This is a genomic window from Kitasatospora sp. NPDC017646 (genome assembly GCF_044329365.1).
In the GTDB taxonomy this organism is placed as follows: domain Bacteria; phylum Actinomycetota; class Actinomycetes; order Streptomycetales; family Streptomycetaceae; genus Kitasatospora.
On the sequence record NZ_JBIRJC010000058.1, the window covers coordinates 15,464 to 31,763 of the forward strand.

Sequence of the window (16,300 nt, forward strand, 5' to 3'; positions counted from 1 at the left end):
GGGGGGGGCGGGCCCGCCGCCCCCCCCCCCCCCGGGGGGGGGGGGGGGGGGGGGGCCCCCCCCCCCCCCCCGCCCCCCCCGCCCGCTTTTCCACGCACCGCACCAGAAAGGCATTCACCCCATGGCCCGCCGCTACGACGAGACCGACCGCGAGGCGCTGCGCGCCCAGCTGGACCGGCCGGTGACGGAGCGCACCTGCCCGGTCTGCGGCCACGCCGGCCTGCGCTCCTACCACCGGGAGAAGCTCGGCCGCGACACCCCTTCGATGATCAACTACCTGTGGTGCCCCGCCTGCCACGCCTACTCGTCGTCCTTCACCTCCGCCGAACGCCGCACCGTCGACCGCGACCCGCTGGCGGACGCGTACGGCGACCGGGCCCCCGAGCTGATGCGCGACCCCGAGGCGCTGCTGACCGTCCTCGACGGCTTCTGGAACGACGGCCGCCTGCCGCAGACGATGGTCCCCCGCCGGTAGCGCGGCAACGGAGTTCCGCGCCTCGGAGTGCCAGGGCGGCCCACCCCCGCCCTGACCAGCGACGGGGGGAACCAGGGACGCCCATCTCGGCATCCTCTAGCCTGTTCACCGCAAAAGCGATCGAACGGACACGGGGAGAGAGCTGATGGCGGACGGGTTCAAAGTCGACCTGGATGCGCTCGACAAGGCGGCCTCGGGCATCACCGACACCCTGGCGAAGCTGCAGTTCAAGAAGGTCAGCGACCTCGACCACAAGAAGGAGGACATCGGCCACGACCACCTGGCCGACGTCCTCGGCCATTTCCTGAAGCGCTGGGAGATCGGTGTGGAGAACCTCGGGAAGGACGCCTCCCAGGTCTCCCAGCGCCTCAACGCGAGCGTGAAGGCCTACGCGAACCTCGACGGGCAGATCGCCGGGCACCTGCACGGCACGCTCAGCCGCAACGGCGAAGACCCGGGGGCGAAGTAACCGTGGCGAAGGAACTCGGAGAGACGTCCGACCCGAAGGAACTCGTTCCGGGCGACCCGGACGCGGTCGGTTCGACCGCCGCCTGGCTGAAGAGCTACGGCGACACCCTGCACTCGACCGGTGAGGGGCTCAAGCGGATCGACACCACCGACGGGTGGACCGGGCAGGCCGGCGACGCGTTCCGGGCCGCCTTCAAGGGCGAGCCCCAGAAGTGGCTGGAGGCGGGTGACTGCTTCCATGACGCCGCCACCGCGCTGACCACCTACAAGTCGACCCTGGAGTGGGCGCAGGGGCAGGCCAGGGACGCCATCCGGCAGTGGGGGGAGGCCCAGGCCGCGACCGCGAAGGCCAAGACCGAGCACGACGCGCAGCAGAAGAGCGAAGGCCACGAGCTGCCGTTCACCGACCCGGGCGACGCCACCAGGACGAGCGCCCAGCAGACCCTGAGCAACGCGCGGAGCCAGCTCAAGACCGCGGGCGACACCGCGGCGGACGCGGTCGCCAAGGGCCGCGACAAGGCCCCCGAGGAGCCCGGCTGGCTGGACAAGGTGGGCGACTTCTTCTCGGACGCGGGGGACTTCCTGGAGGACATGGGCAAGACCGCCGTGGCGGACCTGGCCTCCGTCGGCAACGCGATGATCCACGACCCCGGTTCGGTCCTGGAGATCGCGGGCGGCCTCGGTCTGGCGACGCTCGGTGCCGGCGGCGAGATCCTCGGCGTCGGTCTGGACCTGACGGGTGTCGGCGCGGCCATCGGTGTTCCGGTCAACGTCGCCTCGGCCGGCGTCATAGCGACCGGCCTCGGCATGGCCGGTCTGGGCGCCGCCAACATCGCCAACGATGCGATGGGGCCGGACCGGGTGCAGATGGAGGGCAACGGCGGGGGAGGCGGGAGCAGCACCCCGGACATGCGGACCCAGCCCTCCAGGGCGCCCGACCCCAACGCCACGCCCGAGGGGCGGGTCACCAACATCCCGAAGAACGCGGACGACACGACCAGGCGCGCGTTCACCCGGGAGAACGAGTCGGCCGACATCCTCGCGAAGAACGGCTACAAGGTCGAGCAGAACCCCGACGTCCCCGGCACGACCAAGAACCCCGACTACCGCGTCGAGGGCGAGGTGATGGACTGCTACGCGCCCACCGCGAAGAACCCGCGCTCCATCGCCACCGGCATCCAGAAGAAGGTCGACGAAGGGCAGGCGGACCGCATCGTGCTGAACCTGTCCGACAGCGACGTCGACGTGGGCGCCATGCGCAAGCAGCTGAACGACTGGCCGATCGACGGACTGAAGGAGGTCACCATGATCGACAAGTCCGGTCAGGTGATCTCCCTCTACCCGTAGCAGAACAGGAAGACCGACATGGCAATCTCCTACAGCCTCGAGCTGGTGACCCCGTGGTCCACGGCCCAGGTCGCCCAGGCGCTCACCGACGTCGCCCGCTCGCTGCGGCTCGTCGACGACACCGCGACCGTCGACGGCTCGCCGACCGTCGACGCGCTGCTCGACGACGGCGTGCTCACCGTGTACGGCACCTGGCTCCGTGTGGCCGCTCGCAAGCCCACCCCCTGGGGGGACCCGGAGATCGGCGGCCGGGTGTTCACCCCGACCGTCTCGGTCGTGTTCCGGCTGGGCAAGGACGCCGACGTCTCCGGCCAGCAGGACGACATGACCCGCATCGCCGACGGCCTGCTGGCGCGGGTGCCCGGTGACGCGGTCCTGCACCTCGACTACGAGGACGTCTGGCTGGTGCGCCGGGACGGCGAGTTGTCGCTGAGCGAGCGCTCCGACTTCTGGCCGCCGAACCGCCTGGCCGGCATCTCGACGCCCTACCGCCGCGAGAACCACGAGTTCGTCGACGAGGAGTGAGCGGAGTGGCGAGGGCCCGGGAGCGTAGCCTGCTCCCGGGCCCCTGTGTGCCGCCCAATTGCGCACACCGGCACGTTTAAGGGCTGCGGATCAGACTGAAACCGACGCGTTCTGCCTTTGAACTACCGTGCCACGGAGCGGCACAGACGGGACTTGAACCCGCATTCGTCGATGTTCGTCCGCGCCCGGTCGATCCGGTGTTCGGCGGCGAATGCTGAGACTGGAGCGAGAGTCTGAGGTTCACGGGGCTGCCTCTGCCACTTGGGCTACCCCGGCCTGTGGTGCCGGGGGAAGGATTCGAACCTCCACTGTGACCCCTGGTCAGCTTCAACATCAGTGTCAGCTTTTCGCACCGGCGGCGCCGCCCGCCCCGGTTTCCCGGGACAGGCCCCTTGGCGCGTCCGGTGCACCCGCCCGGCTCCCCGGGCGGGCGATCTTGGGGCTACCGGAAGAGGTAGCCGAAGACGGCGTCGCCGACCCGCTGGTCGGTGACCTCCACCGAGTTGGCCTCCTCGCGGGCGAACTTGACCGCCTGCTGGAGCTTCTCCACCCGCTCGGCGAGCTCGTTCACCCGGCGGGCGGGCAGTGCGCCGGAGAACTTGACCGTGGTCCAGTAGCCGACCGGGACGTCCTCGTAGTAGACCTCGACCTGGGCCGGGTGCTTCTCGGTGGCCTCGGCCTTGACGTGGTTGCGCGGCACCTTCCTGGTCCGGATGGTGCGCACCGGCTCCGTCTTCCAGGAGTCGGTGGACGGGTCCAGGTTCCACGACTCGGAGGCGTCCAGGACCGGGAGCTTCCGCACGAAGGTGAACAGGTCGGTGAGCTGCTTCTCCAGGAAGAGCAGGTACGGCACCGGCACCTGGGCGAGGAGCACCTGGCCGTCCACCACCACGTCGGCGCGGGCGTCGACGTTGGCCCAGTCCTTGGTGGCCGTCACGTCGAAGAGCCGGGTGAGGGTGCTCGCGGTGGAGCGCAGGATGTCCTCGGCCTTCAGCTGCACCCGGGTCGACTCCGGCGGCAGCTGCTCGCCCTCCTCGTCCTTGGGCTGGTAGGTGCGGGAGATCCCGGCCAGCAGCGCGGGCTTCTGCAGGTCCTGGTGAGCCTGCGTCAGCTCCTGGAAGGACTTGGACTTGACGCCCTTTTCGACGGCGATGATCTGGTTCAGCTTTGCCACGTCGGGGACGCTACCAGTCCGGAAGTGATCGGCGACAGCCGTTATCCGATCGCCCGTGGGCCCAGTCGGTGCGGCGGGCCAGGGCCGACACGCTCAGGCCGCGGGTCTCGGACGCCCGTCGGCGTACGGCCTGCTGCTCACACTGTGGAAGCCGGCCGGGTGGCGCTCCGATCTGCGGCGCGCCGCGGCGGGGTCGGCTCGCATCCGCGAGGAGGCTGCTGCAGGCCGCTGACCAGCTGATTAGGGTGGTCGAGGGAAGGCAGGAGCAGTTCCTGCGCCCCTCTCACCTGCGAGGTCGAGCCCATGAGTCTCAGCATCCGCAACCAGATCGCCGGCACCGTCACGTCCGTCACCACTGGCGAGGCGATGGCGACGGTGAAGGCCCGCCTCGACGGGGGTCAGGAGATCACTGCGGCCGTCACCGCGGACGCGGTCAAGGACCTCGGGCTCGCAGAGGGCACCGCCGTGCGGGCCATGGTGAAGTCCACCGAGGTCTCGCTCGCGACCGGGCCGGTGGCCGGCCTCAGCATCCGCAACCAGATCCCCGGCACCGTGGTCGACGTGGCGGCCGGCGCCGCCATGGCGACCGTCAGGGTCTCGGTGGACGGCGGTGAGCTGACGGCCGCCATCACCAAGGACGCCGCGACCGAACTCGGTCTGGCGGCGGGGAGCCCGGTCGTCGCGCTGATCAAGGCCACCGAGGTCTCGCTGGCCACGGCCTGACCGGCCACCCCTCCACCGGCGGCCCGTCCTTCGCATCGCGGGGTGTCCGTCCCGGCTGCCCGTGGCACGGCCGGGGCCCCGCTCGCCCTGGCCAACGCCTGGGACGTCGCCGGCGCCCGCAGTTGCGTCGCGGGTCCGGCGGCCGTGGACGAACGACTCGGGTCCGCCGGCCGGATGGTCAGGCGCCGGCCAGCAGGCCGTCGAGGACCCGCCGGGCCAGATCCGCCGCGCCGTCGTCGCCGAGCCGCAGGGCGGTGTTGGTGGCGAGCAGGACGGCGTCGACCTGGAACGCGGCGAGCTCGGGATCGACGTCCGCGACCTCGCCGTCCTCGACGGCGTGCCGGAACTCGCCCGCGAGCAGGGACAGCCAGGTTCGCCGCTGCCGGGCCAGTGCGTCGCGGACGGCGCCGGGGCGGCTGTCGAAGTCGGTGAGGCAGGCCGCCCAGAAGCAGCCGCCGGGGAAGAGCGGTGCGCTCGCGTAGGCGATCCAGTGTTCCGTCAGGGCGCGCAGGCGCTCGGCGCCGCGGCGAGTGGTCAGCGCCGGTTGCACCACGTCGGCCAGGAACGGCCCCACCACAGCGCCCACCAGGCCGTCGAGCAGAGCAGCCGCGCCTCCCATCGGCGCTGCTGGCCTCCCGCCGGCCGGGCCCGCGTGGAACGCACCCCCTCGTTCCCGGGCCCGGCCGTCTGCGTCTTCCCATGTCTCCTGGACGGTTTCGCCGCGATCAGGCAGCGCACGGGTGAGAGCCAGCGCGAGCTGGCCGCCGCTGTCGGGCTGACGCAGGACAAGGTGTCCCGTCGCCAGTCCGGGACGCAGCCGTGGTCGTTGGACGAGGTGGATGCCTTGGCCCGGCGTTGGGGGATGGGGTCGCTGGATCTGCTTGCCGGGCCGACCCGTGCCGCCGAGTGTCTGGTCTGGCCTCCCGGTACTGCCGCCCTACAGCCGGGCCCGGGGGTGACGGGTGAGTCCCGCTGACCCGACCCGGCCGAACGAGGCCGCGAGGTTGACCCAGCAGCTCCTGGACGAGGGCTTCACCAAGCGTCAGGTCGCCGGGATGCTGGGCCGGGACGCGAGCTTGGTGTCGCAATTCTTAGGACGCGGACCGGCCGGAGCGGATCTGGGCCAAGGCCGTCGCGGGCACCGACCGCCTGGCGGAGCGCCGGGCCGCGTTCGCGGAGTTCAAGGCCCACACCGGCGACGACGGCGAACAGTGCGGCATCCTCTGTAACAGCCGGCTGCTCACCGAGGGGATCGACGTCGCCGCGGTCGACGCGGTCTGCTTCGCCGACCCCAAGAGCTCAGTGATCGACATCGTCCAGGCCGTCGGCCGGGCGCTGCGCCAGTCCTACCGGCAGGGCAAGGTGTCCTGGGTCATCATCCCCGTGTACCTGCCGACGCCGCTGGTCGGCGACGACACGGCCGGCGCCGACCCGGCCGAGATCCACGACGCCGGCGCGGCGGTGAGGGCCGAGGCCGACACGGAGATCGAGGCCTCCATACGCCCAGACCCGCAGCATGCACCGGGGCGTGGACGGCTGTATCGCGTGGTCGTACGACCCGGGGTGTGGAGCACGACCGGCTACCTGCACAACCGTTGTGACACCACCCGCCTGGCGAAGATCGCGTGGAAGTGGTCCGGACTGAAAGTCTCGGAGATCAAGCCGGCCGGCGACGCCAAGGCACACGAGGAACGGCGCTTCGACGTCGACACCGTCGGGGACGCCGGCGCCGCCTGACCACGCACCACAACACAGCGTGGGCCCCGGCACCGCGCCGGACCCCTTCGTCGCACCGCAGCAGCCACCTGTCCCGCGCGATCGCCTCGATGCCGAGCACCACAGCGACGGGGAACTCGGCCGCTTCGCCGCCAACCACTTCAGCCGGCCCCAGACGTCCACCACCACCGATGTCGCCCCGGGACGTGGTCCACCGAGCCGACCGCCCCCGCGACGCGAGCGAACCCGCGACCCCGGTCGCTCCGGTCGCTGCCGTGACCGCGATCCCCAGCGACACACCGATCCCCGAGCCGACGCTGCGCCGGACCACCTCCCCCGAACTGCCAGGGCCCGTTACCGGCCCTGTCGGCCGCCGTCGCGCGGAGGCGGATTCGCCGCGCGTGCAGTACGGCTCTGGGTCGTCAGTGCCGTAGGGCGTCGGGTTTGGCCAGACGCGCGGCGGTGTCTTCCAAGCCAGTGCTGTGTGAGCCTTTGACGAGCACGACGTCGCCGGGTTCGAGGTAGGTGAGCAGCAGGTCGTGGGCGGAGTCGCGGTCGGGCACCAGCGTGGCATCGACGCCGTCCTCCACTGCCCACATCTGTACGAGTCGGGCCTCCCGGCCCCCGGCCGCGATCGGGTGGACGGGCGCGCGCGGCGCCGGGCTCGGTCTTCAGGGGGCAACGATCGGCGGCCACGAAGTCGGGACCGAAGACCGCGTCATTCGGTTCTTGCACGAGCGCCGTTCCTGAAGTCTCAGAGGCGGACGACGACGAGGGCGATGTCGTCACGGGCGCCGTGGCTGACGCCCATGCGGGCGAGGAGGGTGTCGGCGAGGCGCTCAGGAGCAAGCGTTGTGCAGCACTGGGTCAGGGTGTCGGTGAGGCGCTCCAGGCCGGTGTCGATGTCCTCGTCGCGGCGTTCGATGAGGCCGTCGGTGTAGAGCACGAGGGTGTCGCCGTGGTGGTAGGCGGTGCCGGTCTGGGGGCGGGGGACGTGTTCGGGCCGGGCGCCCAGGGGCGGGTCGGTGGCCTGGTCGAGGAGCTGGCAGGTGCCGTCGGGGCTCATCAGGACCGGCGGGGGGTGGCCGGCGCTGGAGTAGACGATCAGGCGCGCGCGAGTGTCGACCAGGGCGGTGAACGCCGTCGCGCCGAGTGCGCCTTCGACGGAGCGGGCGTACAGACCCAGGACCTCCAGTGCCTGGGCGGGGCCGGCCACGGCCCGGCTGGCGGCGGACAGGGCGCTGCGCAGCATGCCCATGACGGTTGCGGCTTCCAGGCCGTGGCCGACGACGTCGCCGACCGCGACGGTGAACCGGCCGTCGGGCAGGTCCACGGCGTCGTACCAGTCGCCGCACACGTTCAGTGAGCCGATGGCGGGCAGGTAGCGCACCGCCACGTCCCGGTGGCGGGCCAGGTCCGGGGAATGCAGCATCGCCTCCTGCAGGGTGATGGCGACCTGCCGCTCGCGGGCGTGCGCGGCGCGCAGCTCCTCGTTCAGGCGCTGCAGCTCCCTGGCGCGGGCGTACAGCTCGGCCTCCATGCCCTCCTCGCCCTCGGCTATCGGCCCGACGGTGTCCGGCCGGCCGTGTCGGCGGGCGCGGATGAAGGTGGTCACGTCCTCGACCCGGTGGATGACCCATGCCACCTGTCCGTCGGCGCCGAGCACGGGTGTGTTGACCGGGGACCACCAGCGTTCCTCGAAGGCGCCCGGCTGGCCCGCGATCGGGATGTCGTACTTCTGCACCGCCATCGTGTCCGGCTCCCGGCTCGCCAAGACCCGCTCCAGGGAGGCCGACAGATTCCGCACGCCGTCCGCATCCCGGTCGGAGGGGTTGTCGGGAAAGGCGTCGAAGAGGTACTGCCCGAGCAGGTCCTCACGCGTGCGGCCGGTCACGCGGCAGTATGCCTCGTTGGCGCCGACGATCGTCAGGCCCGGGTTGATCACCAGGTACGGGCTGGGAGTGGCGGCGAACAGCGCAGCGAAGTCGACCTCCCTCGCAGTCCCCTGCCGCCCGGCCGCGGGTATACCCATTCCTCCAATCTACGAGGCCACCAGCATCCACGCCCGGTTGCACTCAGCACCGGACTCGCCAGGCATTTGGCTGGGCCCCTGGGGCCCGCACGGGGGGCGGAGCGGGGCCGAGTACTCCGACGCCGCTTTGAGCCACGACGGGTGGTGGACCGTGTTTACCGAAGGCGCCGACCACCATCAGGTGGTCGGCGCCTTCGCCGTGCCGGGCGCCGCCTTGGTATTCGGGGTCGGCGCCTGCTGGTCCGGCCTGGCCCTGCGGGTGTACTGTCGCATCGACATGAAGCGGGGATCAGTCCCCATTTCTTGCGTGTCGGGGGAGAGGAATGACCATGAACCAGGCGGCGCTGGTACTGGGCGGCGGCGGACCGGTCGGCGGTGCGTGGCTGACCGGTGTAGTCGCGGGCCTGGCCGACGGCGGGATCGACCTGATGGCTGCCGACACCGTCATCGGTACGTCGGCCGGAGCCGTTTTCGGGGCCCGCCTCGCCAGCGGCGAACCCGCCCGCGAGCTGTACGAACGCCAACTGGCGGATCTCGACCGGGTCGAGATGGACATCACCGCCATACAGACCCTGCGCTTCCTGTGGGCGGCCCTCGCCACCCGCGACCCGGAACGCTCGGTCCGCCGCCTGGGCCACGCTGCCCTGACAGCGCGCACCGCCCCCGCCCGGGACCTCCACGAAACCGTGCGCACCCTGCTGCGGGGTGCCACCGCCTGGCCCGCGCAAGCGCTGCGGATCACCGCCGTGGACGCGCTGACCGGCAGCGTCGAGGCCTTCGACGCCGGCTCCGCGCTCGACCTCGCGGACGCGGTCGCCGCCAGCTGTGCCGTCCCTCTGGTGTGGCCTCCGATCGCTGCCCTCGAGCGGCGGTGGATCGACGGCGGCACCCGTTCCACCGGCAACCTCCAGCTGGCCACCGGCCACCGGCAGGTGCTGGCCGTCTCACCTGTCCCCACTGCCATCGGGCCGCATCCCAGTGCCCAACAGCAGGCGGCGCAGCTGCGCGCCGCCGGCGCGCATGTCACCCTGATCACCCCGGATGCCGACGCCCGCCGCGCGATGGGACACAACCTGACGGCCAACGCCCGCCGCCCGGCCGCCGCCCGGGCCGGACACCGGCAGGGCACGGACCTCGCCGCCTCGGTCGCCCGCGCCTGGCCATCCAGCGCCTGAACCATGTTGCGCGCCGACATCCTTGCCGCGCTCGGCGTCCTCAAGGTCGCCACCGCCGACCAGCGCCAGCGACTACTGCGCCCCGGGACGACTCGCACGACTCACCACTCGGGCCTGACCCCCAGCCATACCCGCGGGGACTCCTTGAGCCGCATCGCTGATCCTAGACACGTTAGTTGGATCCAGCGCTTGCCCCGACCAATCCCGCCTCGGTACAGCCGCTGTACCGGGCCAAGGCGCGGCCTTGCTCAACCCGACCTGACCGGCATGCACCGCCACACCGCGAGCCGCTGGGTTGCGTACGCCCGACGCGACTGGGCCGACTGCATCGCCGCCCGGACGGCGGACCAGCAAGGGAAGGACGAACAGTGATCGACACGACAGTCATCCGACGCGACATCAGCTGCTGAGAATCGCTGATCACTTCGCGGAGACCCACTGGCTTCAGCGATTAGAGGTGGGCATGTCGCAGCACTGTCCAGCGAATAGCGAAGACCCTGGCGGGTTAACCGACGAGACGATTGAATAGTCTTGCTGAAACTTGCAACGGGGGCGGGGCGTGGGGGATCGGATACGGGGCTGGGCACGCGCCATGGCCGCGCTCGCCCTCGTCAGCGTTGGAACGACAGGCTGCTCAGGAGACCCGAGCAGCCGTGCGGTGATTGAGGTGGACGCGCCAGCAGCATTGGCGGACCAAGCGGTACACATACGGATCGCCGGACTGTCGCCCGGCGAGGATGTCACCGTCAATTCACAGGCGGTGGACGGGCGGGGCCAGCAGTGGCACGGACAGGCCACCTTCCGGGCGGACGCCCACGGCCTCGTCGTCCTGGACACGGCCCCTCCGACCTCCGGCACCTACCAGAGCGCGGACGGCATGGGCCTGTTCTGGTCGATGACCCCCCAGACCGGCGATCCCGAGCGCACGTCCTTCTTCCCGCCCGTCTCGCCGCAGCACACCTACGACGTCACGCTCACAGCCGCGGCGCACGGACACCAGCTCGCCTCCCGGACGCTGACCCGCGAATGGTTCGGAGCTGGCGTGACCAGCAGGAAACTCACCCTCGCGGCCGACAAGGTCTCCGGGGAGCTGTTCCTCCCGGCCCCTGGCACCCCGCGCCATCCGGCCGTGCTCGTCTTCGGCGGCTCGGAAGGGGGAAACAGCGAGGCATCTGCCGCGGCCCTGCTCGCCTCGCACGGCTACCCGGCCCTGGCGCTCGGCTACTTCGGCCTCCCCGACGCCCTGGAGAACATCCCCCTGGAGTACTTCACCACCGCGGCGAGCCTGCTGGCCGCGCAGCCAGGGGTCGACCCCAATCACATCCTGACGATGGGCTATTCACGCGGCAGCGAGGCAGCCCTGCTCCTCGCCGACGACTACCCCGACCTCATCCACGGCACGGTCGTCTACTCCCCGTCAGCCCAGGTCAACGGCGGATTCCCGGGCCACGGCACCACTGCATGGACCAAGGACGGCAAGGCCATCGCCCAGGGCCCCATACCGCTCGACCACGTCAGCGGCCCCGTCATGAACATCGCCGGCGCCGACGACCAGCTATGGACCTCGCCTCTTTGGGCCCGGCAGATCGTCCAGGAACTCGACACCGACCACGACCCATACCCGCACCAGGCACTGATCTTCCCGAACGCCGGACACGGAGTCGGCACCTACCCCTACCTCGCAGCCGGCACCCGTCCAGTCCACCCAGTGACCGGCAGAGAGATCAACCTCGGCGGCACCCGCGCGGGCAACGCCGCCGCTCAAGAGGCAGGCTGGCCCAAGGTCCTGGCACTCCTCGCCTCCCTCGACCGCTAAGCAATTCGAACAGTCTGATGAAAGAAGGCATATGGACGGGCAGCGCGCAATCGACTGGTCCGAAGCAGCCTGGCTCAATCCGCCACTCGGCGTAAAGCCGGACGCGGAGGGGCTGCTGGTGACGACCCGGAACCGGAGCGACTTCTGGCGCACCACGAGCTACGGCTTCGTGCGGGACGACGGGCACGCCCTCCTGACGGAGCTGCCCACCGGGTCTGCCATCGAGGTGACCTTCGCGGCGCAGCTCGACGCGTTGTACGACCAGGCGGGGGTCATGGTCCGCGTGGACGAGCAGACGTGGATCAAAGCCGGGGTGGAGATGACGGACGGTGTTCCGCATTTGGGCGCCGTGGTCACCCGCGGCCAGTCGGACTGGTCCATGGCGCCTGTCCCCGACTGGGCCGGGCGCCAGGTCACCGTCCGGGCCAGTCGTGACGGCGATGCGGTGACCATCCGGGCGCGTTGCGAGGAGGGATCCTGGCGCATGGTCCGATTGGCGCCTCTTGCGCCGAACGCGGCGGCATCGGCCGGACCGTTCTGCTGTTCCCCGCAGCGAGAGGGACTGCGGGTGCGATTCACCCGGTTCGTTTCGGGGCCAGCGGACGCGTCGCTCCACGATCTTCAGGCCTGACGCCGGGCCGACGACACTACGGCCGAGGCGAGCAGGCGCCGGACGCTGGCGGCGGGCGCCGAACTCCACGAGGTTACTGAACAGGCTGCGGATCATCAGGGCGGCGCAGTGGTTGAGAGCGTGGTGGTGAACCGGTCTGTAGCTCGATGACCAGCAGCTTTCGGGTGGTCGCGGTGTCGGGGTAGCCGGCTGCGGGCAGCCAGCGGAGGGTTCGTCTGGTCGTGGAGGTGCGGAGTGCCGTCGGTGATCGCATTGCTGGAGGTCCGGGAGGCGCGGGCCCGGGAGGACCTGGAGTCCTGGCTGGAGATGCTGCGGGAGGCCGAGGTGCAGGCGGAGGCGGCCCGGCAGCGGCTGGAGCATGCGCGGATCGCCCGTGAGGAGGTGGCGCGCATGTTCGCCGAAGGGGCGGTCCCGGCCCGGTAGGGTGGTGCCGTGTCACCAGTGCCGACCGTGGTGGAGGCGCCTGTGGGTGTGGCCGGGGCGGTGCCGGCGGGTCCGGTGCTGCGGGAGGGCTATGACGCTCGGCCGCCGGTCTGGCAGACGGGGCTGGGAGCCGATGTGTTGTGCGGGGCCTACCGGCTGGTCTTCGAGACGGTCCTGGCGGCGCCGGGGCCGGTGACGGTGCAGGAGTTGACCCGGGCGCTGGGGCGGGACGCGGCGCGGTTGAACGAGGTGGAGAAGGTGCGCCATCGTGCCTATGCGCTCCAGGCGCGCGGTTGGCTCCTGCGTGAGCGGGGCCTGTTCAGGCCGGCCGCGGGTCCAGGCGCCCGGGCCGGAACTCCGGCCAGGGCAGACGCTCCTTCGCCAGCTTCCGCGTCAGCGTGATCAGGCCGGCCCACCACACCATCTGCGTGTGGTGGTCGGGCCGGCGCTCGTGGTCGCGGTTCAGACGGCGGGCCCGTGAGAGCCACCCCAGCGTGCGCTCGACCGCCCACCTGCGCGCGAGCACCACGAATCCCCTGGTCCCGTCCGGGCGCTTGACGACCTCGACCCTGACCCCGTGCGCCGCGAACGCCTCCGCCAGTGCCGGGCCCTGGTAGGCGGTGTCCGCCCAGACCAGTTTCAGTAGGCGTCCGGGCTCGGCCATGAACGCGTCGATCAGTTTTGGGGCGGCCACCGAGTCGTGCACGTTCGCGGGTGTGACGGTGACCTCCAACAGCAGGCCGCCCGTGTCGGTCAGGATGTGGCGCTTGCGGCCGTCGCGGAGCTTGTTGCCGTCGGTCCCGCGCGTGGCGGTGGGGCAGGTCTCCGAGCCGTCCACCGACTGCGCGTCCATGATTCCCGCGCTCGGCTCGGCCGCCCGCCCCTCCCGCTCGCGCTGCAGGCGACGTAGCCGCTGGTAGAGCTCGCGCACGTAGCCGTGGCGCGACCAGCGGCGGAAGAAGTCGTAGACCTTGCGCGGGGCGGGCAGGTCGACGGGCATGGCGCGCCACTTCGCTCCGTTGTCGACGAGGTAGTGCACTGCGTCGACCATCTCACGGTGGCAGTGGGCCTCGGGGCGTCCGCCCCGGCCCTCCAACCAGGCCGGGACCGGCATCGAGGCCTTGACCTGGGCCCATTCCGCATCCGTCATGTCGGAGGGTAGTGCGGCGCACGCCGTCCCGCCGCGATCGCCCCGTACTGGTGAACGTAGCAGTCACACCCCAGAGTGGCCGAAGTGGCACTGACCGGCGCGCAGGTGGTCAACTGGTACGGCAACGGGCCTCCTGGGCCGGAGGGTTGGTCTCGACAACCGCACTCCTACCAAGAGGCCCGTTCGTCTATGCCCGCCCAAGGGCCAGCATGAACGTTCGAGGGCTTCTCAGGGAAATGATCTTGCGGAGTAGCTTGCCGCGGTGGACGCCGTCACACCCCTGGCGGGATGGCGAACGGGTCATACTCCTCGGGCATGAAGCAGCCGTAGTCCTGCAGTGGTTGCAGATCGTTCAGCACGATGTGCTTGCGCTCGCCCGCAGGCGAGAGCCCGTCTGGGCGGTCCAGAATCCGTTGGCCGGGGAGTCCGGCGGACGTCGGTGCGTCGGCTGCGAGTCGACCGAAGCGGTCCAGCAGAGCCCACACAGCCTCGTAAACATCGCGGATGTCCTCGGCTGCCCTTTCCTCGGCGATTTCAGGGGAGGCTTCACGGTACGCCGCGCGGGCCGAGGCGATAAAGCGCTCCGGATCGACGATCACTACGTCCTGGCGCATCCGAACACTGATCGTCATACCCGCCATCGGGGCTGGCATCTCATCCACCGGCCCACGGTACTGCGTCGGAAGCGCGACCGACCGAGGCATTCACAACCCGACCCCACCGAACACCACCCGGTTCACCACCACGCTCTGATTGCGGCCGGCGCCACTGTCAGATCGGGGGCTCGCGCGCACTGGCGAACCGAAGTCCTCCGCCTTCACCAACAGTTCCGACACCGCTGACCAGGAGCGGCGCTACCTGAGATGTGTCTGATCAGCTGTTGTCGGGGAGGAACTGCCGCCAGGTGTTGAGCGGGGCGATCGTGCGTCCAGCAGCGCACACAGGTCCGGGGAGACGCCAGGGTCCCCGGAAGCCTGCAGCGCCGTCATTTAACCCCCGCTCCGGGAGGGGTGGGCCAAGGAGGAGCCGAGCCTGTGCTTGAAGGGTGAAGGCCATGGAAGGCGTCCCAGATCCTGGAGCGGGCGCTCAAGAACCTCCCGGCGTAAGGGGCGTGGAATGGTCGGAGGGTTGTCCTGGGAACTGGAGAGGGCCTCCTCGGCCCCGGGCATGCGGCCCGGGAGTGTGGCTCGCCTATAACCGGCGGAACCGGGAAGTGGCGGGCTGTCGAGAGGCAGTCGGAGGGGGTCGTAGTAGTGCCGATCGGCGGGACAACACAACCCGTTGGGAGCGAAGGGCCCCTGCTTCATCGATGCGTGACACGAACAAGGAGGTGCCCGGGTGAGTGCCGAAACGGCTATGTCCGCCCGCCGGGAGGACCCAGGTCGCGGTGAGCGGCGTCCTCTGGACAAGGTCCGAGCCTTGCAGTGGACGCTCTACCGCTGTGCCAAGCAAGAACCCGAACGCCGGTTCCACGCCCTGTACGGCCACGTCCACCGCAATGACGTCTTGTGGCGGGCATGGTCCAGCGTGTGTGCGAACCGGGGCGCCCCCGGCGCCCCCGGCGTGACCGTCGACGCGGTGGCCGCTGCCGGGGTGGAAGTGTTCCTCCAGGACCTGTCGGAGCGACTACGGACGCATACGTATCGTCCGTCGGTATTGCGGCGGGTCCAGATTCCCAAGCCGGGGCGGCCGGGGGAGCTCCGGCCGTTGTCGATCCCCACCGTGGCGGACCGGGTGGTGATGACGGCCGCGAAACTGGTCCTCGAACCGGTCTTCGAGGCCCAGTTCACCGAGGCGAGCTACGGTTTCCGGCCCAAGAGGTCCGCGATCGACGCGTGCGAGGCCGTGCGCGTCGCGGCGAACCAGCGGCAGGAATGAGTGTTCGAGGCCGACAACCGGGACTGCTTCGGGACGATCGACCACAATGCGCTGATGGCCCAGGTGGCCAGGCGGGTGGTGGACCGCTCGATGCTGAAGCTGATCCGGGCTTGGCTGCGGATGGGAGTACTGGAGGGCGGGGTGACCTCCCCGACCAGGGCGGGCGCCCCGCAGGGCTCACCCATCTCCCCGCTGCTGGCCCACGTGGCCCTGCACGTCCTCGACAAGGCGTGGCAGGACCAGGGCCGGCGGCTGGGGACGTTGGTGCGCTACTGCGACGACTTCGTGGTCCTGTCGCCGACCAGGCAACGCGCCGAGCAGGCGCGCGAACTGGCGGCCGTCGTGCTGGGCGGCTCGGGATGCGGATGCGTCCTGAGAAGTCCGGCATCGTCTGCCTCACTCGGGGTGGGCAGGGCTTCGATTTCCTCGGTGCGACACGAAGTCGCATGGTTCGAGCGAGCACGCTGATTGGAGGGCTGAGACCGATGACAGCAGCGTAGCTCCGGACAAGTGTTCACAGATCCGTCCCCGCTCTGACGTGCGTTGCTGGTAACGGCAGGGTGCGAAGCTCAGGGAAGACGCCCAAGTGAATCGCTGCGGGTTTGACCGAGACTCCTTCTCTTGGAAGGATCGAGTCCGTTATGAGGAAGCCATACCCCAGTGAGGTCCGGGAGCGGGCGGTGCGCCTGGTGCTGGAGACCCGTGATCAGTACGAGACCGAGTACCAGTGCATCCGGTCGATCGGCGCCAAGCTCGACGTGGGCCCG

Annotated in this window: 16 protein-coding genes and 2 pseudogenes; 12 read left to right on the plus strand and 6 right to left on the minus strand. The window is 70.6% G+C overall.

Features of this window, described 5'->3' with window-relative positions:
* Positions 1-121 precede the first annotated feature (121 nt).
* From ACH4J0_RS39140 to ACH4J0_RS39155, 4 genes are all read left to right on the plus strand, one after another.
* Positions 122-475 carry a hypothetical protein gene (locus ACH4J0_RS39140; protein WP_396245964.1) on the plus strand — a complete coding sequence of 118 codons (354 nt, stop codon included), beginning with the start codon at positions 122-124 and terminating at the stop codon, positions 473-475.
* A gap of 145 nt (positions 476-620) precedes the next feature.
* Entirely contained in the window at positions 621-944 is a 324-nt protein-coding gene (locus tag ACH4J0_RS39145) for a hypothetical protein (protein WP_396245965.1), read from the plus strand.
* Positions 945-946: 2 nt separating this feature from the next.
* A complete protein-coding gene (locus tag ACH4J0_RS39150; RefSeq protein WP_396245966.1) occupies positions 947-2,290 on the plus strand; it encodes a putative T7SS-secreted protein in 1,344 nt (447 codons plus the stop codon).
* Positions 2,291-2,308: 18 nt separating this feature from the next.
* Positions 2,309-2,815 (plus strand): SitI3 family protein, encoded by a 507-nt coding sequence (locus tag ACH4J0_RS39155; protein WP_391493853.1) that lies wholly within the window; start codon positions 2,309-2,311, stop codon positions 2,813-2,815.
* A gap of 442 nt (positions 2,816-3,257) precedes the next feature.
* Here ACH4J0_RS39155 and ACH4J0_RS39160 read toward each other — a convergent pair whose 3' ends face one another.
* Complete coding sequence (locus ACH4J0_RS39160; protein ID WP_391493852.1) at positions 3,258-3,989, minus strand: hypothetical protein; 732 nt, start codon at positions 3,987-3,989, stop codon at positions 3,258-3,260.
* Positions 3,990-4,292: 303 nt separating this feature from the next.
* Between ACH4J0_RS39160 and ACH4J0_RS39165 the strand changes: the two genes are divergently transcribed.
* Entirely contained in the window at positions 4,293-4,712 is a 420-nt protein-coding gene (locus ACH4J0_RS39165; RefSeq protein ID WP_396245967.1) for a molybdopterin-binding protein, read from the plus strand.
* A gap of 178 nt (positions 4,713-4,890) precedes the next feature.
* Here the strand turns inward: ACH4J0_RS39165 and ACH4J0_RS39170 are convergent, their stop codons facing one another.
* On the minus strand, positions 4,891-5,331 hold the full coding sequence (locus ACH4J0_RS39170; RefSeq protein WP_396245968.1) for a TetR family transcriptional regulator C-terminal domain-containing protein: 441 nt from the start codon (positions 5,329-5,331) through the stop codon (positions 4,891-4,893).
* A 530-nt stretch (positions 5,332-5,861) separates the two neighbouring features.
* On the opposite strand from ACH4J0_RS39170, the pseudogene ACH4J0_RS39175 reads away from it, so the two are divergent.
* Both ACH4J0_RS39175 and ACH4J0_RS39180 read left to right on the plus strand, forming a co-directional pair.
* Positions 5,862-5,993: pseudogene (locus tag ACH4J0_RS39175) on the plus strand (hypothetical protein); the annotation flags it as partial.
* 21 nt (positions 5,994-6,014) lie between these two features.
* Positions 6,015-6,449, plus strand: coding sequence for a hypothetical protein (locus ACH4J0_RS39180; protein WP_396245969.1), 435 nt, complete (start codon positions 6,015-6,017; stop codon positions 6,447-6,449).
* A 401-nt stretch (positions 6,450-6,850) separates the two neighbouring features.
* Here ACH4J0_RS39180 and ACH4J0_RS39185 read toward each other — a convergent pair whose 3' ends face one another.
* Entirely contained in the window at positions 6,851-7,018 is a 168-nt protein-coding gene (locus ACH4J0_RS39185; protein ID WP_396245970.1) for a hypothetical protein, read from the minus strand.
* Between the two features lie 164 nt (positions 7,019-7,182).
* Positions 7,183-8,460, minus strand: coding sequence for a SpoIIE family protein phosphatase (locus tag ACH4J0_RS39190; protein ID WP_396245971.1), 1,278 nt, complete (start codon positions 8,458-8,460; stop codon positions 7,183-7,185).
* A 329-nt stretch (positions 8,461-8,789) separates the two neighbouring features.
* On the opposite strand from ACH4J0_RS39190, the gene ACH4J0_RS39195 reads away from it, so the two are divergent.
* The 4 genes from ACH4J0_RS39195 to ACH4J0_RS39210 all read left to right on the plus strand — a co-directional run bounded on the left by ACH4J0_RS39195 (position 8,790) and on the right by ACH4J0_RS39210 (position 12,505).
* Positions 8,790-9,635: a patatin-like phospholipase family protein gene (locus ACH4J0_RS39195; RefSeq protein ID WP_396245976.1), complete on the plus strand. Its 846-nt coding sequence runs from the start codon at positions 8,790-8,792 to the stop codon at positions 9,633-9,635.
* 667 nt (positions 9,636-10,302) lie between these two features.
* Positions 10,303-11,451 (plus strand): acyl-CoA thioesterase/bile acid-CoA:amino acid N-acyltransferase family protein, encoded by a 1,149-nt coding sequence (locus ACH4J0_RS39200; RefSeq protein ID WP_396245972.1) that lies wholly within the window; start codon positions 10,303-10,305, stop codon positions 11,449-11,451.
* A 31-nt stretch (positions 11,452-11,482) separates the two neighbouring features.
* Positions 11,483-12,082, plus strand: a complete 600-nt coding sequence (locus ACH4J0_RS39205; RefSeq protein ID WP_360467422.1) for a DUF1349 domain-containing protein — start codon at positions 11,483-11,485, stop codon at positions 12,080-12,082.
* 243 nt (positions 12,083-12,325) lie between these two features.
* Positions 12,326-12,505 (plus strand): hypothetical protein, encoded by a 180-nt coding sequence (locus ACH4J0_RS39210; protein ID WP_396245973.1) that lies wholly within the window; start codon positions 12,326-12,328, stop codon positions 12,503-12,505.
* Between the two features lie 319 nt (positions 12,506-12,824).
* On the opposite strand, the gene ACH4J0_RS39215 is transcribed toward ACH4J0_RS39210, so the two are convergent.
* Both ACH4J0_RS39215 and ACH4J0_RS39220 read right to left on the minus strand, forming a co-directional pair.
* Positions 12,825-13,655, minus strand: a complete 831-nt coding sequence (locus ACH4J0_RS39215) for an IS5 family transposase (RefSeq protein ID WP_396245974.1) — start codon at positions 13,653-13,655, stop codon at positions 12,825-12,827.
* Between the two features lie 272 nt (positions 13,656-13,927).
* A complete protein-coding gene (locus ACH4J0_RS39220) occupies positions 13,928-14,317 on the minus strand; it encodes a hypothetical protein (protein ID WP_396245975.1) in 390 nt (129 codons plus the stop codon).
* 694 nt (positions 14,318-15,011) lie between these two features.
* Between ACH4J0_RS39220 and ACH4J0_RS39225 the strand changes: the two are divergent.
* Positions 15,012-16,001, plus strand: a pseudogene (locus tag ACH4J0_RS39225) (reverse transcriptase domain-containing protein).
* Positions 16,002-16,300 lie beyond the last annotated feature (299 nt).